This is a genomic window from Paludibaculum fermentans, from assembly GCF_051172195.1.
Classification (GTDB): domain Bacteria; phylum Acidobacteriota; class Terriglobia; order Bryobacterales; family Bryobacteraceae; genus Paludibaculum; species Paludibaculum fermentans_A.
The window spans coordinates 1,884,910-1,907,677 of sequence record NZ_JBPJAQ010000001.1; the positions used below are offsets into that span (position 1 = coordinate 1,884,910).

19 protein-coding genes are annotated in these 22,768 nt (G+C 62.2%); 9 read left to right on the forward strand and 10 right to left on the reverse strand.

The window, feature by feature from the left end; translation table 11 throughout:
• Positions 1-9: 9 nt before the first annotated feature.
• The 4 genes from ACR9Y2_RS07625 to ACR9Y2_RS07640 all read left to right on the forward strand — a co-directional run bounded on the left by ACR9Y2_RS07625 (position 10) and on the right by ACR9Y2_RS07640 (position 4,819).
• Positions 10-1,332 (forward strand): putative oxidoreductase C-terminal domain-containing protein, encoded by a 1,323-nt coding sequence (locus ACR9Y2_RS07625; protein WP_435040475.1) that lies wholly within the window; start codon positions 10-12, stop codon positions 1,330-1,332.
• Positions 1,329-2,678: a hypothetical protein gene (locus ACR9Y2_RS07630; protein ID WP_435040476.1), complete on the forward strand. Its 1,350-nt coding sequence runs from the start codon at positions 1,329-1,331 to the stop codon at positions 2,676-2,678. The genes ACR9Y2_RS07625 and ACR9Y2_RS07630 overlap by 4 nt, the downstream gene beginning before the upstream one ends.
• On the forward strand, positions 2,675-4,018 hold the full coding sequence (locus ACR9Y2_RS07635; RefSeq protein ID WP_435040477.1) for a neutral/alkaline non-lysosomal ceramidase N-terminal domain-containing protein: 1,344 nt from the start codon (positions 2,675-2,677) through the stop codon (positions 4,016-4,018). The genes ACR9Y2_RS07630 and ACR9Y2_RS07635 overlap by 4 nt, the downstream gene beginning before the upstream one ends.
• Before the next feature lie 264 nt (positions 4,019-4,282).
• Positions 4,283-4,819, forward strand: a complete 537-nt coding sequence (locus ACR9Y2_RS07640) for a PIN domain-containing protein (protein WP_435040478.1) — start codon at positions 4,283-4,285, stop codon at positions 4,817-4,819.
• Positions 4,820-4,831: 12 nt separating this feature from the next.
• Here ACR9Y2_RS07640 and ACR9Y2_RS07645 read toward each other — a convergent pair whose 3' ends face one another.
• On the reverse strand, positions 4,832-5,809 hold the full coding sequence (locus ACR9Y2_RS07645) for a replication protein RepA (protein WP_435040479.1): 978 nt from the start codon (positions 5,807-5,809) through the stop codon (positions 4,832-4,834).
• A gap of 806 nt (positions 5,810-6,615) precedes the next feature.
• Between ACR9Y2_RS07645 and ACR9Y2_RS07650 the strand changes: the two genes are divergently transcribed.
• Positions 6,616-7,065: a DUF6223 family protein gene (locus ACR9Y2_RS07650; protein ID WP_435040480.1), complete on the forward strand. Its 450-nt coding sequence runs from the start codon at positions 6,616-6,618 to the stop codon at positions 7,063-7,065.
• Positions 7,062-8,057 (forward strand): RNA polymerase sigma factor SigJ, encoded by a 996-nt coding sequence (gene sigJ, locus ACR9Y2_RS07655; RefSeq protein ID WP_435040481.1) that lies wholly within the window; start codon positions 7,062-7,064, stop codon positions 8,055-8,057. The genes ACR9Y2_RS07650 and sigJ overlap by 4 nt, the downstream gene beginning before the upstream one ends.
• A gap of 43 nt (positions 8,058-8,100) precedes the next feature.
• Here sigJ and ACR9Y2_RS07660 read toward each other — a convergent pair whose 3' ends face one another.
• The 4 genes from ACR9Y2_RS07660 to ACR9Y2_RS07675 all read right to left on the reverse strand — a co-directional run bounded on the left by ACR9Y2_RS07660 (position 8,101) and on the right by ACR9Y2_RS07675 (position 12,521).
• Positions 8,101-8,580, reverse strand: a complete 480-nt coding sequence (locus ACR9Y2_RS07660) for a DinB family protein (protein WP_435040482.1) — start codon at positions 8,578-8,580, stop codon at positions 8,101-8,103.
• Between the two features lie 46 nt (positions 8,581-8,626).
• A complete protein-coding gene (locus ACR9Y2_RS07665) occupies positions 8,627-10,303 on the reverse strand; it encodes a carboxylesterase/lipase family protein (protein WP_435040483.1) in 1,677 nt (558 codons plus the stop codon).
• Between the two features lie 153 nt (positions 10,304-10,456).
• Positions 10,457-11,632 carry an acetyl-CoA C-acyltransferase gene (locus tag ACR9Y2_RS07670; RefSeq protein WP_435040484.1) on the reverse strand — a complete coding sequence of 392 codons (1,176 nt, stop codon included), beginning with the start codon at positions 11,630-11,632 and terminating at the stop codon, positions 10,457-10,459.
• Position 11,633: 1 nt separating this feature from the next.
• Positions 11,634-12,521 (reverse strand): SDR family NAD(P)-dependent oxidoreductase, encoded by an 888-nt coding sequence (locus ACR9Y2_RS07675; RefSeq protein WP_435044833.1) that lies wholly within the window; start codon positions 12,519-12,521, stop codon positions 11,634-11,636.
• A 95-nt stretch (positions 12,522-12,616) separates the two neighbouring features.
• On the opposite strand from ACR9Y2_RS07675, the gene ACR9Y2_RS07680 reads away from it, so the two are divergent.
• On the forward strand, positions 12,617-13,969 hold the full coding sequence (locus tag ACR9Y2_RS07680; protein WP_435040485.1) for an acetyl-CoA hydrolase/transferase family protein: 1,353 nt from the start codon (positions 12,617-12,619) through the stop codon (positions 13,967-13,969).
• Between the two features lie 48 nt (positions 13,970-14,017).
• On the forward strand, positions 14,018-14,689 hold the full coding sequence (locus tag ACR9Y2_RS07685; protein ID WP_435040486.1) for a TetR/AcrR family transcriptional regulator: 672 nt from the start codon (positions 14,018-14,020) through the stop codon (positions 14,687-14,689).
• Positions 14,690-14,694: 5 nt separating this feature from the next.
• On the opposite strand, the gene ACR9Y2_RS07690 is transcribed toward ACR9Y2_RS07685, so the two are convergent.
• The 4 genes from ACR9Y2_RS07690 to ACR9Y2_RS07705 all read right to left on the reverse strand — a co-directional run bounded on the left by ACR9Y2_RS07690 (position 14,695) and on the right by ACR9Y2_RS07705 (position 20,390).
• Positions 14,695-16,320 (reverse strand): carboxylesterase/lipase family protein, encoded by a 1,626-nt coding sequence (locus tag ACR9Y2_RS07690; protein WP_435040487.1) that lies wholly within the window; start codon positions 16,318-16,320, stop codon positions 14,695-14,697.
• Positions 16,317-17,612 carry a spinster family MFS transporter gene (locus tag ACR9Y2_RS07695; protein WP_435040488.1) on the reverse strand — a complete coding sequence of 432 codons (1,296 nt, stop codon included), beginning with the start codon at positions 17,610-17,612 and terminating at the stop codon, positions 16,317-16,319. The genes ACR9Y2_RS07690 and ACR9Y2_RS07695 overlap by 4 nt, the downstream gene beginning before the upstream one ends.
• A gap of 112 nt (positions 17,613-17,724) precedes the next feature.
• Positions 17,725-19,275: an MFS transporter gene (locus tag ACR9Y2_RS07700; protein WP_435040489.1), complete on the reverse strand. Its 1,551-nt coding sequence runs from the start codon at positions 19,273-19,275 to the stop codon at positions 17,725-17,727.
• Positions 19,276-19,277: 2 nt separating this feature from the next.
• Positions 19,278-20,390 carry a peroxidase family protein gene (locus tag ACR9Y2_RS07705; protein ID WP_435044835.1) on the reverse strand — a complete coding sequence of 371 codons (1,113 nt, stop codon included), beginning with the start codon at positions 20,388-20,390 and terminating at the stop codon, positions 19,278-19,280.
• A gap of 499 nt (positions 20,391-20,889) precedes the next feature.
• On the opposite strand from ACR9Y2_RS07705, the gene ACR9Y2_RS07710 reads away from it, so the two are divergent.
• The gene (locus ACR9Y2_RS07710) at positions 20,890-21,366 is read left to right on the forward strand and encodes a carboxymuconolactone decarboxylase family protein (RefSeq protein WP_435040491.1); all 477 of its coding nucleotides are present in this window, start codon (positions 20,890-20,892) and stop codon (positions 21,364-21,366) included.
• Positions 21,367-21,442: 76 nt separating this feature from the next.
• Here the strand turns inward: ACR9Y2_RS07710 and ACR9Y2_RS07715 are convergent, their stop codons facing one another.
• Positions 21,443-22,597 carry a sigma-54 interaction domain-containing protein gene (locus ACR9Y2_RS07715; protein ID WP_435040492.1) on the reverse strand — a complete coding sequence of 385 codons (1,155 nt, stop codon included), beginning with the start codon at positions 22,595-22,597 and terminating at the stop codon, positions 21,443-21,445.
• Positions 22,598-22,768 lie beyond the last annotated feature (171 nt).

The following is a 22,768-nucleotide window of genomic DNA, read 5'->3' on the forward strand; positions in this document are numbered from 1 at the left end:
CTGCTCTTGATGGCGGCTGCAATCACGACCGGAGCCGAGTTGCGCTTGATCACTCTGGATCCCGCCCATTTCCACGCCGCGCAGATGCACACCGGACCGCTTGAGGGCTTCTCGCGCGACGCCTACATCTACGCGCCGGTTGGGCGCGATCTCGCGAGCTTCTGGACGGCCGTCAGCGGACTCACCGCGCGCAGTAATGCCCCGGATCACTGGCGCTATATCACTTATGTCGGGCCGGACTTCTTCGAACGCATGATGTTGGAGAAGCGCGGCGACGTAGTGATGTTGTCTGGTCGCAACGCACGAAAGATTGAGTACCTGCGCGCCAGCATCAATGCAGGATTGCACGTGCTCGCCGACAAACCCTGGATCATTGAGCCTGCGGACCTTCCGAAGCTCGAAGCCGCGCTCGACGATGCCGACAGGAGAGGCGTCATCGCGTACGATGCGATGACCCAGCGCTTCGATATTGCATATCAACTTCAACGGGAAATCGTAAACGATCCGGCCATCTTCGGCAAGCGCGACCCGGGTTCACCTGAGCAGTCGGCTGTCGAGATGGTCAGCTCGCATTCCCTGCTGAAGACGTTCAACGGCGTCACCAATTTGCGCCCGGCCTGGTACTTCGACATTCACCAGCAGGGCGAGGCGCTCGCTGACGTCGGGACACATGTAGTCGATCTCGCACATTGGACGCTGTTTCCAGACCAGTCGCTCGATTACAGGAAGGACATCCGTTTGCTTCAGGCGAAGCGGTGGCCGACCACGCTAACGCTGGACGAGTTCCGGAGAGTGACTGGCGAGCCAGGATTCCCTGACTACCTTCGCGACAGCATCAACGACGGCAGGCTCGACTACTACACCAACAACAGCCTTCTCTATACCGCCCGCGGCCTCCACATCACGCTGCGCGTGACGTGGGAGTACGCATCTCCAGCGGGCGATCGCGATTCGATGCTTGCGATCTATCGCGGTGGCCTTGCGGAGGTAGCAGTCCGCGCGGGCAAGGAGCAGAGGTACCTGCCCGAAGTGGATGTCACGCCGAGAAGGACCGCCGACGCGCTCGTCGTGCGCCGCGCGCTCGAGTCAAGGTTGAGTGTACTCTCGGGCCGTTACCCTGGGTTGACCGTGCGCGAAGACGGAGGCCGGCTGCACGTCGTGATCCCACCCGTCTTGCGCATCAACGACGCAGAGTATTTCCTGCTGCTGGCGCAACGGTTCGCCGGCTACATCCGAAATCCAGGCACACTACCCAAATGGGAGAGACCAAATATGGTGACGAAGTATTATGTGACAACCCACGGCGTCGAGCTCGCGCGGAGATCGCGATGAGAGCCGTCTTCAACGTCCTCGCCGGAGTCGCCATTGTCCTCGTGACTTCCTTTGCTCAGCCCGCCGAGCAGAAGCGGTTGATCGCGCAGACGTTCAACTCCGGCTTCGACCTCGCACACGACACTTACAATGCCATCTCGACCGGGAGCGATGGCCGCATCTACTATGTCCTGAGCTCCGAATCGATCGACGTAGGCGCGAAGATGTTCGTTTTCGATCCCGCCACTAAAAAGATCGAACTGCTCGGCGACATCACTGAAGCCAGCGGAGAGAAGGGTAAGCAGGCGATCGCTCAAGGCAAGAGCCACGTCAACTTCGTCGAGTCCGAAGGCAAGTTGTATTTCGCCACTCACGTCGGCTACTACAGCATCGTCGACGGCATGGAAAAGATGGGCATTCCGCCGTCGGGCTACAAGCCTTACCCTGGCGGACATCTTCTTGCCTACGATATGAAGACGCGCAAGTTCGAGGACCTTGCCATAGAACCGCACGGTGAAGGCATCATCACCATGAACATGGATCCCGTCCGCCAGCGCATATACGGGATTTCCTGGCCGACCGGATACTTCTTCCGCTATGACGTAAAGAAGCGCGATTGGAAGCACCTCGGCCCCGTCGCGAACAAGGGCGAAAACGGAAAGGATAAGGAGTATCAGACCATCTGCCGGTCGCTCGCGATTGACCCGCGCGACGGCTCTGTCTATTTCAGCAACTCGCTCGGCGACATCAGCCGATATCGGTACGATACGGATACGCTCGAAAAAGTCACCGGAGACGATCTGCGGAAGGACTATTTTGGCCTTTACGATCCGCACTCAGCGGGTCACATGGGCTACAACTGGCGGCAAACCGCCTGGCACGCTGGCACGCAGATGATGTACGGCGTGCATGGCAACTCCGGTTATCTGTTCCGCTTCGATCCTAAGGCTTCGCGCATCGACGTGTTGTCGCGCATCACATCGCAGCCTTCGCAACTCAGCGGCATGTTCGACCAGTTCAGCTACGGCTATCTCGGCTTTGCACTGGGTCCGGACGGCCGCACCTTGCACTATCTCACCGGCGGTCCTGTATACGAAAGCGGCCTCCGTGTGAAAGGCAAGGACTCCTCGGCCAAGGGCGAATCCAAGGGCATCGAGAACCTGCATCTGATCACCTGGGACATCGAGATTTCGCGCTACACGGATCACGGACCGATCTTCTTCTCCAACGGCGATCGTCCGGCATATGTGAACTCGATGGCTGTAGGGAAAGATGGCACAGTCTACGCACTGACTCGCGTGACCGAGAACGGCCGCACCCGAGCTGACCTGATGGCCATTCCCGCTCCAGGGAAACCGCGCAAATGAAGCTGCTCGTCGCACTGCTGATCGCCTCTTGCGCGCACGCAGCGGGGTACCGGGCAGGTGTCGCGGCCGTGGAAATCACGCCGGAACTGCCGTTCTGGTTAACGGGATTCGCTGCCCGCACGCGTCCCGCTGAGAACGTCACGCTGCCCATCTATGCGAAGGCCCTGGCGCTCGAGGACGGCGAAGGCGGGCGCGTCGTCATCGTCACGGCGGATCTGGTCGGAGTCACTGCCGAGATCACCTCCGAGGTCGCCCGCCGGCTGGAGCAGTCGCACAAGATCCGTCGCGATCAACTCGTGTTCAACGCGTCGCACACGCACTCCGGGCCCGCGGTATGGCCGCGCCTCCACATCGCCCCGGTCACCGACCCGCGGGTCGACCGCCAGGTAGAAGCGTATGGCCGCCGTTTGATCGACGAGTTTACAAAGGTAGCTCGGCAGGCGCTCGATCAGATGTTCCCGGCCACGTTGTCGTTCGGTCAAACCGAAGCCGGGTTCGCGACGAACCGCAGAGTCGATCATCTCGCGCTTGTGCGTCCAGGAAGAAGTTACCCCGCGCCTGTTGATAATGCCGTGCCTGTTTGGAAGGTGACCGCGGCTGACGGCGGGGTGCGCGCGCTCATATTCGGATACGCCTGTCACAACACGGTTCTCACGGCAGGGTTCACCGCCATCAACGGTGACTATGCCGGATACGCGCAGCAGTCGCTCGAGCGCGCATATCCGGGAGCGAAGGCGTTGTTTCTCTCCCTCTGTGCGGGAGATCAGCGTCCAGCCCCGCGGGGCAAGGCGGAGCTTGCAGTGCAGCACGGCGAAACGATCACTGCCGCTGTGCGCAAAAGAGCTTCCTCGCGCATGACCCCGGTCAAAGGACGCTTCCGGTCGGCGTATGAAGAGATCCGGCTTCCGTTTCAGGCTCACACTCGCGAGGTGTATGAGGCCGAGGCCAAGAGTTCTGATTTCTATGCTGCACGCCGCGGCAAAGCAATGCTCGCGGCGTTCGATGCAAAGCGGCCCATCGTGGACACAGCCTATCCGGTAACTGCAATCGCCTTCGGTGATAGCGCCGCATTGGTTGCGTTGGGCGGTGAAGTGGTGGTCGATTACGCACTCCGGCTGAAGAAGGAATTCGGCCCGGATCGCCTCGTTGTGGCAGCGTATTCGAATGACGTAATGGGCTACATCCCCACGCATCGCATTCTCCGCGAAGGCGGGTACGAGGCGGGGGACAGCATGGTGTACTTCGTTCAACCGGGTTGGTTCACCGATGAAGTAGAAGAACTCGTTCTCGACAGCGCCCGCCGCCTCCTAAGGAGAATCGGAGTGCGGGCTGCGAAGTAACCGTCTTCAGGTCTAGCAAGTGGCGGAATGCGCGGGCAGCGCCGAACGGCTGGTGCTCGTGGGCAGTTGCGGCGGTGATACTCACTCTGTAGAAGAAAGTGCGACGCCGACTCTGACCTTTCCGAACCGCAGGCCAGCCGGTTCATCCTCGAAAAGCGCTATCGGGAGCACGGCATACGCGCCGCCGCAGTCCATCCAGGGGCGGCACCAACGGAACTGAACCGTCACCTGGACCCTCGCGACGTTCAAATAACGATCGACCGAATGAACGCGCAACCGGAGCCCGTGGGCACCGCAACCGTTACATGGATAACAATTCCGCAAGGCCCCGCGACCTCGGTTTGGGCCGCGGTGGTTGCTTCGGCAAACGAAATCGGTGGCCAGTACAAGGCACTGGTCCTGGATGCGAACATTCTGATTCGCACGGTACCGGGACAACGCGTTCGCCGCATCCTCGAGTCTCATGCCGATAGCATCTCCTTCTTCATTCCCCAAAGCGCATACGCGGAAGCCGACGAGCACTTAGCCGCCCTTGTGGTCAAGCGTGGTGGCGAGCCCGAAAAAGGGTTGCGCTTGTTGCGATCGCTGGCCGCACTCGGGACAGTCATGACTCACGACACCTACGCCGACTACGAAATTGAGGCTCGAAAGCGCCTGGCGTCCCGCGACCCGGACGACTGGCCGATTCTCGCCGCAGCGTTAGCGCTTGGTTGCCCGATCTGGACAGAAGAGACTGATTTCTTCGGCTGCGGCGTCGCCACGTGGACATCCGCGAGCATCGGCAGCTTCCTCACGCAGTAGCGACCCTGGCGGTCATTGCGTTTTGATCAATGGCTTGACTGCCATCGATCGATCCACAATCAAAGCGATTCCATCCTGATCGATGTGGGCTGGGCAATCGGGCCACATTGCCCGGACTAGTTTCAGCCATCCTTCCAACTTCTCACGGAACTTTCGCGGACGAGCATAGTCGGTGCTACCGAGTTGGCTAACAAGCCCGAATTCACCGAACAGAGGAACGCGCTCTCCACCGCGAGCTGTGAAGCAGCGATAAGACAGCCAGGTGCAGAGGTCCAGCGCAGCTGGGCTGGCGGACAGGGCCTTCGCCGCCTCAAGGTCTGTCGGAATTGGATGGGCAGAGATCTCGCCGTAGAACTCGTCGCTAAGAACGATTAGGTTCTGACAGTCGCCTGGCAGGGACTGCTGGTCAGGGGCTCGGGAATACCAAATACGCGCTTCCGTCATGAAGTTGAAGCGGGCGCAATGGACCACGGCGGCCCGGTCTCTCTGAGTGTCGGACCCGAAGAAGATCGTAGCGCCGAAGATGCGCTGAAATGACGCGACCAGTCGACGATATTGAGAACCGCCCTGCTGGATACCGAATATGTCCAGCATTTCAGCAGCGCTGTTGAACGTAATCCGCGCGGTTTGCTGTCGAACTGCCATAGTCGCGAGAAAGATCGGAACCAGCCGATCTTGCCCCCACGGTAGTCCATAGCTCGGGTGGCCGGTGACTTGGAGCACGAATCGTCCATTCCGCCGTTCGTGAAGAAGGCATCCGGCAGGCGGGCGCTTGACCGGGAGCCCACAGAGTACAAAGGGCCGCGATGAGAAGCCCAGGTTCTGCGCTTCGCTTTCCCTCTTCTGCCGGACCATCTGTATGGCCTCTGCCTGCCGAAGTTTGCGTTTGGAGATGAGCAGCGTCGGGTGCTGTAACAACAGCAGATCACCGGCGCGTTCCAGGCCCGAATCGTTGAAGTCCTCGGCCGTGTACTGTGTTCTGTGATGCAAAGTGTCGATCCTCGGGTAAGTTCCCGGTTAGCGACACAGCGACCGAACTGTGGCAGAACTGTGCCAAAACTCAATCTGTTGACACTGCTGGGGTTAGCTTTCGAGCGAAAAGCAGATTTCCTATCTTGTTGGAAACAATGAAAACGGAATGGAGACGATGGAGCAGTTGGAAACCACGCCAATTCGTTGGGCGCAGGGGGGCGGGCGTTCAAATCGCCCCGCCCCGACCAATAGAATCAGCAGTTTGCAGATTGCCTCTCTGGCGCATTTGGGTACTGAGCATCAGGCGCTACCCAGGTCAATCGAATCTCCACCTTGCGAGACTCACTGTGTCAGAACTCCGAGTCGCGGGCGCTGGCGGGTTATGTTCGATTTCCTCCAACAACATCCCGGGTGGGTTTGCGCAAACCCGAGATCGCGCGAGCCAGTACTGGAAACGGCCAGGCGCGAGGCGATTCAGAATGCAACGACAGCACTTCATCCAATTTGGGTAACGGCGAAAGGATCGCGGAGGGAAACGCGACACTTCGGGCGGGACCGTAAGCACCGGGGCGGGATAAAGTGCTTCTTGGGCAGGTGGCTGCGTAGCAACTAGAATGCGTTCGTCTTCGTGCGACCGACAGAACCAAACTTCGCGAGCACGCCACTGCTGGTTGATGCGTTCTCCCCTGAGAGTCTAGGAGAAGGCTTTGGCGTCTCTCCTCGCATCCGCAACGCCTGGCGCCTACAAACCAATCCTCGGCTGCTGCAATGTCACACTCTAGCGACCTGTCCCGTCTCACAGATGTAGGCTGGAGAAAGAATCTGTGAGACGAATCTTCACCATGATACTCACCGCCGTGGCCGCAGCCGGCCTATTTGCCGGGCTCGTGCATGCCGTGTTGGTTGTGGCGCACGTTTCCGAGCCATCCGCCACCACGGTTTACGGAATGACCCCACGGCGTCTCTGGGCAACCACGGCTGCTGTGATGGGACTGGTTGGCGTGCTTGTTGGCAGTCTGGCCCTGGTGCGCCCCACTAGTCGATTCGGGGCCGCCTCCGGGCGGCTCGGAGCTATTGTTGCTCTGGTCGCTGGATTCTTCGCAGTGGTCAATGGCGGCCTGAATGTGGCTATGGCCAATGGAGGTCCCGGCACCGGCAACGGGGTAGTGGGCGGCGCCGCGGCGTTCGTTCTTGGCATGATTGCCGTCGCCCTTGGCGTGCCGGGGCTGACCCGTCGCCGTCGCGCGGCCTTTGAACCGGGACGAATGACGTGAGCTCGGTGAGTTCAACAAATTCAGATCCGGCCGCGAGCTTCGAGTCCTACCGCCGCCGGCTCCTGGGCCTCGGCTACCGGATGCTCGGATCGATGGCTGACGCCGAGGATGCGGTGCAGGAGACGTACCTGCGTTGGCATGCGGCCGATCGCGGCAAAGTGTCAGATCCGCGGGCATTTCTCATGAGCATCACAACAAGGATTTGTCTCGACATCCTGACCTCGGCGCGCGCACGACACGAGGAATACGTTGGTCCATGGTTGCCGGAGCCGGTTTTGGACACGGCCGCCCTCCTGCCCGACAAACGCACGGAACTGGCTGAGGATTTATCCATCGCGTTGCTTCTGACGCTTGACCGGTTGTCGCCACTTGAGCGCGCAGCCTTCCTGTTGCATGACGTGTTCGATTTCTCCTTCACCGAAGTGGCCGGCACATTGGAGCGAAGCGAGGCCGCGTGCCGGAAGCTCGCAACCCGCGCTCGCGCGCACTTACGGACCTTGCGGCCACGGGGCGTGGGCGCACCGCAGGAAGCGGTGGGCGGGATCGATGCGCAGCACGCGCGGCTCATCTCAGCATTCGCAGCGGCAACCCAGTCAGGCGATCTCAATGCATTGAGGCAGTTGCTAGCCAGTGACGTACGCATCGTCACGGACGGCGGCGGCAAGCCGGCAGCGGCTCTGACCAACGCCAACCGGCACGGGGGCGGCCACGAGATCACCGGCGCCGATCGCGCGCTACGATTCCTGGTGGGCGCCACGCGGGAGCGCCTCGCTCCGGAATGGCGCAAGGACGTCAGGTTCCGCTTTGCACCTGTCAATGGATTGCCGGGCGTTATCGTGGAGGCACCCGAAGGCCCGGTTCAGGCTGCGGCGTTCGAGATTGAGGGTGAGGTCATCCGGGCGTTGTATGTGGTGCACAATCCGGATAAGTTGCGTCACTTGGTGTGTGCGCTTGCAACCGCGGGAGCCGATCGCCAACCGCGATGCCTGTGAAGCGACGCACTGCTTCTTGATGGCCGAAGGGCGGACAAGCCGTTTAGGCCGATCCTCGCGACGCCGCGAGTGCCTTCTTCAGAATAGTGATCTGGCCCGCATGGTAAAGGTCGTGTTGGGGTGCTCCGCAGAACTGGGTATAAGCCGAGTACTCAGAGCCGAGCGCTTCCGAAAGGCGTTCCGTTGGGAACGCGCGCACGGCGCTCTGGAGCTGCTGATTCAGTTCCTCCAAGGTGCGCTGGCACTCAAGCCAGGACTCCGCACTCAGCGCAGGCACTGGAGGCCAACCTTCCTCCAGCGAAAACTGCGCATTCTCGCCGCGAACCCGCCGCAGAACCAACCTGTATCCAGCGGTCATGTGAAGAACAATTCCCCAAATGCTATGAGCGCCTGCGACCGGGTGGGCCGCGGCGTCTTCGGCCGAAACACCCGCCAGCACCTCGAGCACCGACGGCCCATGCCAGGACTCGCCCCGAAAGGCTCGACGGATCTGGTCTGCCATGATTTCGACATCGAGAGTCATTGATGGTCCCCCTGCCGCACAACGCCGTCTCTAGCCGGTCTTTCGATCAGGCAAGCAACAGCTTGCGCACTTCGCCTTCTGGATCGTTTATCATCCGGCAATTGCCATCGAAAACCATCGTCTGCCCGCGCTCCGGCTCGAATGGCTCCCACTTCAAGCCGGGCTGGCTCGGATTGCCCGTCCTGGCGAAATTCGCCCAGGCCGTTGCCATTTTCCTGGCGAGTGCCTGCGCTTCCGGCCCATTGCCGGTTCCTTGGTCGCAGCGCCTGGTATTGTCGAAGCAGAACGCCAACTCCGCCGTGTGCCAGGCGCCCGCATCCTCCAGCATCGGCGACTGCCACGTGAAGTACCACGCATAGGCGGCCGCGGCCTTCTGGTTGTACTTCATGTTTGCCATTCGCGTAACGTTGTTGCGCATGTTCAGGCTGTTCAACCCTGAGCCGCTGCACATATACGACAGGGTGCGGATGCTTTTCTCCGGGTGTGCCTTCTTCAGCCCCTCCACCAGCGACCTGGCCTTGGCTTCCCCATAAGCCTTGGTGAGATTGGCAAGCCACTGGCTTTCCGTTGGCCGCGAGGACATGATGTTCCCTTCCTCGCTGACTGAGCCGAACAACAGCGGCACATTCTTGGAAATCTCCGGAGCGGCATCGTAGAAGGACCGCATGGTAATCAGGCGGCCGTCGACAGTCGGCCCTGGACCGACTCGTGGTTTGGCCGTGCCCGGCGTTGGAGTCGGACCGCCAGCGCCAATGGGCGGATTCATCCGGGCCGCGACAGCATTGGTGACTTCATTGAGTTTCGCCCACTCGATCTTTTGAAGCGCGGCGATATCCTTCACGCCCAACTCCGCGATCACCTGTTTGGCATACTCTTTTGACTCCTCGGCGCCCGGAGGATTGCCGCCCCCGCCCGACTGCGCCGACGCTCGGTGGATCAGACCCTCCGCCGAGGGCATCCCGAGGAGCGTGGTCACCTTGGAGCCCCCGCCGGACTGGCCGTAAATCATGACACAGTTCGGATCGCCACCGAAATTGGCGATATTGTCCCGCACCCAGCGCAGCGCTGCCACTAAGTCCGTCATCCCGACGTTCACGGAGTCGGCATAGGCCGGCCCGCCGATCGAGGACACATCAAGGAATCCGAGAACGTTGAGGCGGTGGTTAACTGTGACCGAGACGACGTCGTGATGCCGGGCCATCTGCGCCCCGTCCTGGGAGGCGAGTTCATAGGCCGAACCGAAAGTGAAGCCGCCGCCATGCAGGTAGACCATCACGGGACGCTTGCCGCTCAGGCTGGACGTCCAGATGTTGAGCTTGAGCATGTCCTCGCTCTGCCATCCATCAGTCCACTGGAAAAGGAAAGTCTGTTCGCTCGTCCAGTTGTGCAGGCGTTGTGGACAGTTGGCGCCATAAATCAAGGTCGGATACTCACCGTCCCACGACTTGGGCGCCTTGGCCGGAAGCCATCGGTTCTCGCCGCCGGTGTCGGCGCCATAGGGCACGCCCTTAAAGGTCAGCACGCCGTCTTCAACGTAGCCGCGCACCTTTCCGTACTGCGTTTTCGCAACTGCCGATCGCGGCGTACTGCAGCTTGCACCCGCGGTAGTGGCAGCTTTGACTTCCGAAGCCGAAGTTGCGCCCGTCAGCGCGACCACTCCCGAGGTGGCCGACAGAAGCGCCTGGCGGCGGTTGAATCCGAAACCTTTATTAGAAGGCGACATGAGATCTTCCTCTCCTCGTTAAAAGGCGGCCGGCTGTCGACGGTCTTTGCGTTTGCCCGCGCCCTCCGACACGGCTCAGTATATAACCATCACGATTGCGGCTCTATGAGTTGATTCCGCGGAGGCGCTGCGGTGTGAGGGTTCCTGCTTACCTCACAGAACTTCAAAGAGGCCGGCCGCGCCCATACCGCCTCCGACGCACATTGTCACGACCACGTAGCGGACGTTTCGTCGACGGCCCTCGATCAACGCGTGGGCCACCAGGCGATTGCCCGACATGCCGTAGGGATGACCAATGGAGATCGCGCCGCCGTTGACGTTCAACTGGTCGCCGGGAATGCCGAGACGATCGCGGCAATAGATCACCTGCACGGCGAAGGCTTCATTCAACTCCCACAGCCCGATGTCCTCCATTGTGAGGTCGAAGCGCTTGAGGAGTTTGGGCACGGCAAACACCGGCCCGATGCCCATCTCATCCGGTTCAGTACCGGCGACGGCCATGCCACAGTAACGGCCAAGCGGCCTCAGACCGCGGGCAGCCGCCAGGCGCGCTTCCATCACCACACAAGCCGAGGCGCCGTCCGATAACTGGCTGGCATTGCCCGCCGTAATGCACCCGTCCGGACGCACTGGCTTCAAGGCGGCGAGCCCCTCCAGTGTGGTGCCGGGACGGTTGCCTTCGTCGCGGTGCAGCACGACCTCTTCCAGCGAAGCCGCGCCGGTGGCCTTGTCGGTCACCAGTTTGTTCGCTCGCACGGCGACGATCTCCTGGTCGAAGCGGCCGGCTTCCTGGGCCTCCGCCGTACGGCGTTGCGACTCGCAGGCGTAGACATCCTGCTGCTCGCGCGAAATGCCATAGCGCCGGGCCACCACCTCGGCCGTGTCGATCATCGGCATGTAGATGTCGCGATGCAGGGCGAGCAGTGCCGGATCGGAGCCGGCGCGGAACTCCGCCGTCTGCACCAGGGAGATGGAGTCCACGCCAGCAGCCACCACGACGTCCATGCGGTCCATCACGACCTGTTTGGATGCCATGGAGACGCTCATCAGGCCTGAAGAGCATTGCCGGTCGATAGTCTGGCCGGCGACGGAGACGGGCAGGCCGGCGGTGAGGGCGGCGGTCCGGCCGATGGTGTGTTGCAGCCCTTGGGGCATGGCGCACCCGACGATGCAGTCCTCGATCTCGCCAGGGTCGACTTTGGCCCGCTCCACTGCGGCACGAATCGCGTGAGCGGCCAGCGTGGGCGCGGGGGTCGCATGGAACGCGCCTCGGTAGGCGCGGCCGATGGCAGTCCGCGCAACCGAAACGATCACGGCTTCGCGGCTCACGTCAGGCCCCCTCCGCATCGGCCGAGTCAGACCCGGCCTTCTTTAGCTCGATCTCGGACTGGACCAGGCCGTATCCCGGTACGATTTCGCCGCTGCGATCGGTCACTGCCCCCCACCGCGCCACCAGTTCTTCGGCTGGGGGCGGATCGCCGGCGACGTGGATCCCTCTCGTCAGGGTGATGTTCGCCACTTCGAAGCTGCCTGCGCCCGCGCACAGGATCGTTCGTGTCGGCGCGCTCTCCGACACCAGCGCGAGCAGGCCGGGGGCCACGAATTCGGGTCGGATTCTCGTCAATTGCTCTTCGGGCAGGATGCCCTGGGTCATCTGCGTGGCGGCCGTCGGCGCGATGCAGTTGACGTGGATTCCATACTTGGCCCCCTCCAGTGCGAGGGTCTGCATCAGGCCCACCAGCGCGAGTTTCGCCGCACTGTAGTTCGACTGTCCGAAGCTGCCGTAGAGTCCCGACGAGGACGTGGTCATGACGATGCGGCCATACTTCTGTCCGCGCATCGCCTCCCAGACCGCCTTGGTGCAGTGCACCGCGCCCATCAGGTGAACCTCGACCACCAGGCGAAAGTCATCGAGCGTCATTTTGGCGAAGGACTTGTCGCGCAGCAGGCCAGCGTTGTTGACGAGGATATCGACGCGGCCCCACTCCGTGAGAGTCTGTTGCACCATCCGCTCGACCGCGTCGGCATCGGTCACCGAGCAGATCGCCGCGCTCGCCTGTCCGCCCGCGTCCACAATCTCCCGCGCTACCAGTTCGGCAGCGTCGCCGAGGTCGTTGACCACCACGCGGGCGCCGCGTTCGGCCAGCAACCGGGCGTAGCATCGGCCGAGCCCACCGCCCGCTCCGGTGACGATCGCGACACGATCCTTCAGCTGGATCACCTGGACCTCCCCTGCGGCAAGATCTTCACTATTGACAGAATGAGTATTGCATGGAGAGGGAAGTTGGGCAATACTGAACTCTCCAACCTGCCATGGATCACCGCACTGCATCCACGCCTGCCCGCACAATCACCGCCGCCGAAGCCGCATCCCTCGTGAAATCGGGGTTCTGGCTGGATTATGGCGCGTGTCTCGGCCAGCCGGATGTCTTTGACCGCGCGTTGGCGGCTCGCGTCTCTGAGTTGACCGATGTGAGCTTCCGGTCCAGCCTGGCTCCACGACCGCGTGCGGTGGTGGAGAGCGATCCGGAAGGGGCGCATTTCCACTGGTTCAGTTGGCACTTCACGGCCTGGGAGCGGGCCAGGTCCGACGCCGGCGTCTGCTACCACATGCCGCCCAACCTGGGCGAGCTGCACGACTACTACCGGCGCTTCCTCGATCCCATCGACATAGTCGTGCTCAAGGTGCGGCCGGCGGGACCTGACGGCTTCTTCAGCTTCGGTCCGACGAATACCTGGCACAGAGCCCTGGTGGAGCGCGCCCGGACGCTGATCGTGGAGACCTCTACCGCCGTGCCCTTCGTTCATGGGGTGGACAACGGAGTCCATTTCAGCGAGGTCGATTACATCATCGAAGGCGACAATGCGCCGCTGCCGGAATTGAAGAGTCCGCCGGTGACGGAGATCGATCGCGCCATTGCGCGCACCATCGCGGCGGAGGTGGAGGATGGCGCATGCCTCCAGATCGGGATCGGCGGCATGCCCAACGCGGTCTGTTCCCTGCTGCGGGATTCGGGCGCCAAAGACCTGGGGATCCACACGGAGATGCTCACCGACTCGCTGATGGAGTTGTACCGGGCGGGCGTCGCCAACGGCGCACGCAAGAACCTGGATCGTGGAAAGGCGGTGTTCACCTTTGGCTGGGGTTCCCAATCAATGTACGACGCCATCGACGGCAATTCCGACATGCTGTGCTGCGGGACCGAACACACCAACCTGCCGCACATCATCATGCAGAACGACCGGGTCTGCTCCATCAACAGCACGACGCAGACTGACCTGCAGGGACAGGCCGCCTCGGAATCGGACGGCCATCGCCACATATCCGGGACCGGCGGCCAGCTTCAATACGCGCGCGGCGCTTATGCCTCGCGGGGCGGCAAGTCGTTCATGTGCCTGCCCTCGGTGTTCGAGAAGAGGGGCACGCGCAAGAGCCGCATCCTCCTGGAACTCACGCCGGGCAACATCGTCACCACGCCACGGACGGACATCATGTATGTGGTGACTGAATTTGGGATGGTGAACTTGAAGGGCAAGTCCGTGCCGGACCGCGCTCGTGCCATGATCTCGCTGGCGCATCCGGACTTTCGTGAGGATCTGGAGCGCCAGGCCTTTGAGAACCGGTTGATCCCGCGGGCGCTGTATCCCGCCTTACGGGGAACTTGATCGCTGCCGGTGGTCAATGGGACCCTGAGGGAATGAAGGTTGGACGTGATGCCGGCCGGTGCTAGCGCGAAGCGCCCGAGCCGTACGAAGGCGCAGCAGCGGGCCGAGAGTCTGGAGCAGATCCTGGATGCCGCCGAATATCTGTTTTCGAGGAACGGCTTCCACGGAGTGACCCTGCGCGATGTGGCCGAGCGCGTGGGCATCCACACGACGCTGCTGCATTACTACTTCCGGGACAAGCACCATCTGTTTGACGCGGTGTTCAAACGCCGGGCCGGCGCCACCTGCGAACGGCGCATGGCCGCACTCGAGCGTTACGAGCAGGAAGCCGGCGATCACCCGACCGTGGAAGGCGCGCTGCACGCCTTTCTCGACACGGATCTCGACCTCTACTACGACGGCGGCGAATCCTGGATGAACTACGGTGCGTTTGTCGCGCGCGTCAGTAACAGCGAGGAGGGAGCGGCCATGATGGCGGTTCACTTCGACCCCGTCGTCCTGCGGCTCATAGGCATTCTGAAACGCGCCCTGCCGGACTACAGTGAACAGGATCTCTTCTGGGGCTATCACTTTGTCACCGGCGCACTGATGAACACGCTGGCGCGCACCGGGCGGATCGATCGCCTGTCGGGCGGACGGTGCCGGTCTGAGGATTTCCCGGCGGTCAAGCAGCGCCTGGCCCGCTTCATGGCCGCGGGATTCTTAGCCTTGAAGGGCTGACTCCGTTACTTGCACTCCGCCGTCTGCGCCGGCAGTTTGGGCGACCAGAGCCCGGCATTCCAATTCCACGGCGAGAGACCTTCCGCGCGGCGCCTGCACATCACCTGCTCATTCAGCTCATACATTCCTGGCAGTAAATGTTCCGCGGCGTGCGGAGCATCGGTGAAGGCCAGGTAGGCGCCCATGGCATTGAACTGCGGCCAGCCGGGCTGCTTCGCGGCGGCCGGGCGGCCGGTGCGCGCGAACGTGCTCCAGTAGCCGATCATTGCGTCGGAGAGGTGGGTCTCCACCGGAGTCGAGGGAATCTTCGGCCAGTTCTGCGGAGTGCCCTCGAAGGTTCCGAACACGAACGGCAGTTCACTCGCGTGGAAGGCGTGAAGGCCCGCTGATTCGGTGGCCGGGTAGCCGTGGTCAAAGAAGTAGAGGAACGCCGGCACACCGAGTGCGGTCTGCTTCCGGACCAGGCGCTGCGCCGTCCAGCCGTAGAGGGCATCGCGCGTTGTGGCCAGGATGCTCTCCTCTAGGTTGATGGCCGGATAGAGACGCAGGAATTCGTTGGCTAGATCGGCGTAGCGCTCGCGGATGGCCCGCTCATAAGCGGCGGCATCGGCGGGAGGCTGCGGCGCGAGACTTCGCAACGACCGGATTTCGCCGCTGTTGAAGCCGGCAAGCAGCGGCACGCGCGCCTGCTCCCCACGGTCGAACACGTCCACCAACTGGCGCTTCAGGACGTGTCCGTCGATGGCGCCCCAGGGACCGAACCCGGCCGCCGGCGCTTTGGCGCTCAGTTCGGCGCCATCCATCGCACGCAAGGCGGCGAGGTTCGTCGCGTGCAATGCGGCGCCGAGGCGTGTCCCGCTTTCCTCGGCGGAGGGCAACCCGAAGCAGCCCGTCTTCAATTCTGGGGTCGTGATCATGTACGCACTCTCGGCGATCGCCTTCGAAAACAGGCCTTGCGCTGCGGGCGAGGCCATCAGGTACATGATGCTGAGGGCGCCCGCGGATTCCCCAGCCACGGTGACGCTCGCGGCATCGCCGCCGAACGCGCCGATGTTCCGCCGCACCCAGCGCAGCGCCTCGATCTGGTCCAGCAAACCATAGTTGCCCGAAACTCCGTCCGCCGACTCGGCGCTCAGTTCCGGATGGGCCAACCATCCCAGCACGCCCAGCCGGTAGTTGATGCTGACCACAACGAGCCCGCGCTCAGCCAGCCGCGCGCCGTTGTACATCTCCTCGCGGCTGGATCCGCCCGTGAGGGAGCCGCCGTGGATCCAGAAGAAGACCGGCGCACGCCGGGCGTTGGCAGGTGCCCAGATGTTCAACGTCAGGCAATCCTCGCTCATCGGCATGGCATCGCGCGCATAGATGTTCGAGAGCTTGGCCTGTGGCTGGTGGCAGGCCGGTCCGAACTCCGCCGCGTTCCTGACGCCCGTCCAGCGGCGTATGGCGACGGGTGGCTTCCAGCGGGCCGGTCCCACCGGAGGCATCGCGTAAGGGATCCCTTTGAAGACGCGCATCTGGCCTTCCAGGCGGCCTTGCAGTTTGCCGGCCGGAGGGTTCACAGTCGCCGGATCAGCCCCGTGTGCCAGGGCGGCGAATAGCAGGCACGTGGATGCCGCGCGAGGAATCATGGGGCGGTTTCTCCAGAGGTAGCAGCACTCTCTTTTCGAAGCACTCGGGCCAACATCAGGAACAGAAACACAGCGACGAAATAGAACGGCGTGAGGGCGTAGAGGGCAAGCTGGAGCGAGTGCTGCGGATGCGTCGCGCGAAAAAACTGGCTGATGGCGCCCACGTAGGTGGGGCCCAGCCCGAGTCCGATGAAGTTCATGACCAACAGCAGCAATGCGCCCGACATGACGCGCTGATCCGCCCGCACCTGTTCCTGGACCAGGGTCACCATCGCCGAGAGATAGAAGTAGTTCAGGAAGAATGTGACGGCCAGCAGGGGGAGGGCGAGGCGCCAGGCGGGCGCCCAGACGAATGCGAGATACCAGGGGATCGCCAAGCTCAGCGATACGGCGGGAGCCAGGGCGTAGGCCAGTTTCGTTCGCCGCGCAAACCGGTCGATGATGCGTCCGCAAACGAACATGCTGGCGCCCATGGCGATCACGACGGTCAAGGCATACCAGACGGCGACCTCCCGCAGCGTCATGCCCTTTTCCCTCATGAGAAAGAGCACGGAGAAGTTGCCGAGTCCATAGGTGACCAGTTGGTTGGCGCCGGCTGCAAGCCCGGCCAGCACCAGCGAAGGCCGCGAGAAAAACAGACTCAGGCTCTTCCCGAAACTGGTCCTGGTGGAGGACAGCGGCCGGTTTGCGACGCCATCCAGTGCGCCCCGGCGGGGTTCGTGGACCACGAACGGGATAGCGATGGCGGTGAGAACACCGGCTCCACCCAGGAAGAGGAAGGCGTAGCGCCAGCTGTAAGCGGCGGCGATGGATGCCCCAAAGGCGATACCCAGGGCGGCTCCGAGGGCCGGGCCGAAGTTGAACACGCCCAGCGCGCTTCCGCGGCGGCCGGTTGGAAAGTAGTCGCAGATGATGGAGTACGAGGGCGGCACACCGCCGGCTTCGCCGAAGCCAACGGTCATGTATCCGCACACGAACTGCAGATAGCTGCCGGCAGTGCCGCAGAACATCGTGGCTGAGCTCCAGACGGCGCAGGCGGCAGTCAGCACCAGGGAACGGTTGGTCCGGTCGGCGAGCCGCGCGACGGGCACCGAGATGCCGCAGTAGAACAGGGCGAAGTAGAGTCCGCCGATCAGGCCCAACTCGGCGTCGGAGACGTGCAGGTTCTCCTGGATCTTGCTCGCCAGGATGGACGGGAGCTGTCGCGAGAGGAAATTCAGGACGTAGACAAAGGTGAGCATGCCCAGCGCAATCCAGGCGCGAGATCCGGAAGTGGCACCCTCTGGCTGCATGGCTCAGGAAACGTTTATTGACTATTGCATGAGTGAATGTCTTTGGTCAACGGAAGCGGAGCGAGTTCCAGCGTCACGGAAGCCGTCGACCCTATGAGACGCGGTCTGCTGCTCAGGCCTTCTCGCTCCGTGGATCATCGAGTCGCTTTTTGGTGGAGATCAGCATCGCGGCTGTCAGCGAACTTGCAATCGCCAGCCCGGCAGCCAACCACAGCACTTTGCGATACCCCGAAACGAATGCCTCCTTCACCGCTCTGTGCGCCCGCTCATCCTGCGTCTCAATCGCACCGAGCTTCGAACGCTGCGCCTCGATGTCCATGCGTACCGCGGGAGCCAGGGTAAGCTGCTGCAGCCTCTGGGTCAGCGCGTCCTGGAAGGCGCCGTTCAGCACCATTCCGAAAACGGCCACCGCTAACAACGCGGCGATGCGCGAGACCGCATTGTTGATTCCGGAGGCCACGCCCGCCCGGGCCTGGTCAACCGAGTTCATCACCGTCGTCGTCAGTGGGGCCACGCTCACCGTCATCCCGAACCCAAGCACGGCCACAGCCGGGAAATACGTCGTCCAATAAAAGGCCCCGACGCCCGGAACCGCCAGCAGCGCGAAACCCGCGGCAGCGATCAAGGGTCCGATCACAAGTGGAGCCTTCGCTCCGTACCGGTCGAGTAGTCCGCCAGACCAGCGCGACAGCACGAACATCAACACGATGAACGGCAGCAGCGCCGCGCCCGCTTCGGTTGCTGAGTAACCCTGCACCTGAATCAGGCTCAGAGGGAAGAAGACCAGTGCGCCGCCCAGCGCCGAATAGAGCAGCAATGTGAGAAGATTCGTGCCCGCAAAATTCCTGGACCGGAACAACTGGAACGGCACCATCGGCGATGGCGCATGCGCCTCCCAGAATAAGAATCCGATCAACGCCGCCGCACCGGCAACGGCCACCCACGGTGCCGATTGAATCAGACCAAAAACGATGCCGCCGAAGGCGAGGACAGCCAGCGGACCGCCCAGCCAATCAGGACGGGCGCTCGCGTCACCGGCGCGGCTCTCCGGTACCTTCCACAGCGTCAACACCAGCACCGCAAGGCCCACCGGAAGGTTGATGAAGAACACCCATCTCCACCACCCGTGTTCAATAAACCATCCGCCCAGCACAGGACCGATTGCGGCGGTGATCGAGGTGAAACCAGACCAGGTACCAATCGCACGCCCGCGCCGCTCCTCGGGAAAACTGGCGCTGATCAGGGCCAGGCTGCCCGGAACAAGCAGGGCGCCACCCACTCCTTGCAGCCCTCTGGCGAGAATCAGTTGTCGGATATTGGGCGCCATTCCGCACCAGGCTGAGGCGATGGAGAATACCGCAACACCCAGGGCGAACACCTTGCGGCGGCCGTACAGGTCGCCTGCAGCTCCGCCCGTGAGCAGCAGCGCTCCCAGCAGCAGCGCATACGCTTCCAACACCCATTGAACCTCTGCCATCGTCGCCGACAAGGCCGTTTGCAGGGTCGGCAGCACAACGTTCACCACAGTGCCGTCGATGTAAGCCATGCTGGAACCGAGAATCGTGGCGGCCATGATCCACCCGGTGCTGACGGCAGGCCGCCCATCACATCGGCCGGCCAGAATCACGCCTTCATCGCATGGGGTGGGTACGATATTCGCCATCGCTAGGAAAGGGCCAGCAACTCGTTCAGCGTTCTTCTCGGCCGCCATTGCTGATGGCTTCGACGGAACGATGTTGGGTCCGCCTCGATCAGCCCAACCAATACCTCCGCCACAATCCTGCCGCCCACTGGACCCAGGCTGCGACCCCCTGTAAAGACATCGGCCTCGCGGAGAATGTAGTACCACAGCGGGGTTTCGTCATGCCAACCGTTGGAAGCGAGGCCCACCTGCTCCGCGGTCAGGGGGGCGAATCCGAGGTGACGGGCGATGGCCTCGCCTGACGGTAATCCGACACCTTGCCCGCGCTGCAGGTCACGGACGGCGAGAGAATGATGCTCCGTAATCTCGCACTGGCCGGTGATGGCTACGGGCAACTGAACCAGTGCGCGCACGATCCTCCCGTCGATCTTCTTGCATCGCTGCGCCGCTGTCGTGCCTGGCGGGTCAAAGAACTGTGCCCAGTCGACCGTACATTCACGCGGCACCGCTCGAAATCCCAGCAGGTCGGGGAAGAGGGGCATTGGATCAGTGCGCGGATTCATTCTGTAGCGGTGCCGAATCTGGGAGTGGCCATACCGGTATGCAGCATCGGCGAACTCCAGCGGTATACACACCCCGCGCTCTGGCCGAAAATACTGCGGGCCATCCCGAAGCACCTGCTCTGCCAGCGACGGTCCAACCAGCCCGGGCAGGAACTCGTGCAGGACGATCCATTGATAATGCCACTGCAGCTCGCGCACTGCTTCGTCAAAGACATTTGCTGCTCCACTCCTCCGCGCTTCATCGACAAACGCATTGTGGGCTCTGAGCAGGGCGAGATGGAGTTGCGAAATGATCATGTGCGAGTCATTACGAGGGTCGCCGATCATGGCAATGCCCTGGGCGTTCCGTTGGAGGTCGGCTCCGTCCAGGCCAAGCAGAAACTTCGCCGGATCTTCACGCTCAAACAGGAAAGGATGGCCAGTCGGACCATCGCCGTACAGGCATTCCAAATTGAGTCGCGGGCTGCGGGCATTCCTCAGTTCCGCGGTGATCGTGCGGGATCGCAGTTTTGACCGGTCAGCCGTAATGTCGTGAGCCACCAACTGCCCGAAGATGGGCCATCCAGCCGCCACATCGCCCAAAGAGTCGGGAGAATCCTCGCCATTTCCGCAATCGCAGGGACCTCCTGCGCGGCCCAGCGCATGTAGGAACGGCTCATCTGCCTCAAACGGAGGAAGTTCGGGAAACATCCGAACATAGCTTGCTGGGACAACGGGTCCTTTGCTGGCCGCGTCCCCGCGTGCCGGCCACGGACATTGACCTGAGGCCGCTGTGGCGAACTGATTCATGGGTGCCTCGATTATTGGCTGGCTGTTCGATCTGCACGCCTGTGCCCAATCAAGCCTCAAGCCTCGGATGCCTGCTTTCAACTCGGCGGCGAGTCGATTGCCGGCACAAGCTCAGGCGCCAGGCGATCCATCCCGACGCTATTTCGTGAGCCGCACCGGACGAAGCATGCCGCCCCTCCGATATAGCGTGAACCCCAGGGGCGCCTCTGTTGTAAATACGTCTTCCACGCCAACTGCTGGAATTGGGCCTGTGTTTGCTCAGTGACCAGCGGGAGTCTCCATCATGCAACTTCGCTTGAATTTCGCACACGCTGCACCGGCAGCAATCCGCACGATGAACAGTATGGAAGCTTACATTCGAAAATCGTCCGGCCTGCAGCCGTCTCTCCTTGAGTTGGTCCGCCTGCGAGCTTCGCAAATCAATGGCTGTGCCTACTGCATCGACATGCACACCAAGGATGCGCGCGCATCCGGTGAAACCGAACAACGTCTCTACACACTCTCCGCCTGGAGGGAAACACCGTTCTTCACTGATCGTGAGCGAGCGGCACTGCTTTGGACTGAGCAAATCACCCTCATTAGTCAGGAGCACGTTCCTGACGGGGTTTATGCCGAGGTCGACCAGTATTTCAGCGGCGAAGAACTCGTCAACCTCACGCTGGCGGTCATTGCCATCAATGGCTGGAATCGGCTGTCCATCGCGTTTCGCGCCCTGCCTGGCGAATACCAACCGCAACACGCTGCCGCCGTAAACTCGTAAGAGCCGATCCGCGGGGGCGGCGGTTTTGCCGTCGCCCTCAGCCGAACCCCCACAGACTCTTCGCGAACCGCGTCGTTCACCGGTGGATCGCCGCGTGCGCGGCAGCCTGCGGCACACGCCGGATGCCAAGTCGGTTCATCAGACTGCGCAGGGTGTTTGGGTGGAGATCCAGAATCGCGCCGGCGCCGTTGGGTCCGCTGATCACTCCGCCTGTTCTCTCCAGCACTCGCAGAATATGCTGTCGTTGGATCTCCTCCAGCGAATCACTGGATCCTGTCTCGATATTTGACCCGGCTTCGCAGACCGGGTCCGGCCCTTCAATCGGTAGAAGATCCGGTCCGAGTTGGAGCATGGAGCTCTTCGTGAGGACGACACCCCGCTCAATAACGTTTTGAAGTTCGCGGATGTTTCCGGGCCATGAATGCTCCACCAGCAACCTCATGGTCTCCGGCGATACCACTTGAACCGGCTTCCCCATCCGCCTCGCAGACTGCTCGAGGAACGCCATCACCAGCTCAGGGATATCCGATCGGCGCTCTCGCAGCGCCGGCACACGCAGCGGTATCACATTCAGGCGGTAGTACAGATCAGATCGAAATCCACCCGACTGGACGGCCTTATCCAGGTCCCGATTCGTCGCGGCGATAATCCGCACATTGACGTGGATGGGGCGGCTGCTGCCCACGGGTTCGAACTCCTGCTCCTGCAATACCCTCAGCAACTTCACTTGGGTCTCGAGTGGCAGCTCACCCACTTCATCCAGGAATAGCGTGCCGTTGTTGGCTAGTTCGAACCGCCCGATGCGGCGGTCGGATGCGCTGGTGAATGCACCCTTCACATGCCCGAAAAGCTCACTCTCCACCAGGCCGGCTGGAATGGCCCCGCAGTTTACCTTCACCAGCGGGTTGTTCCGCCGCCCACTGCGGCTATGGATCGCACGCGCAACCAGCTCCTTTCCACTACCCGTCTCGCCGGTAATCAGAATGGTCGCATCCGTCGGCGCCGCGGCCTGAACGCGGTCCAGTAGCTTGAGCAGTTCCGGACTCTGCCCCAGCATCTCCTCAAAGTCGTGATCTTTCCGAAGGCCCCCCTCCGGCTGGATACTCTCGCTTTCGTAAGCCAGCGGTTCGGGCTCGCGAAGGGCGGCCGAGCCGAACGGTGCCAACCGGCCGATACCTTCCGGCAATGCCGGATAATTGGCGCTGGACCCAACCCAATTCATGCTCGCCATCGTGGTTCTCCTTGTTCTAGCGGCATCGCTAGGCGGCTCTCAAACTTCTTCTGCCGGATCGCTTTCATCTGTCCTGGATTCTGGCGCTTCTCACCCCCGGAATCGTCACCGGATCGATCCCGATCACACCCCTGGAAGGTCTGATGCGCTCCTCCCTCTTTCGGAGCATGT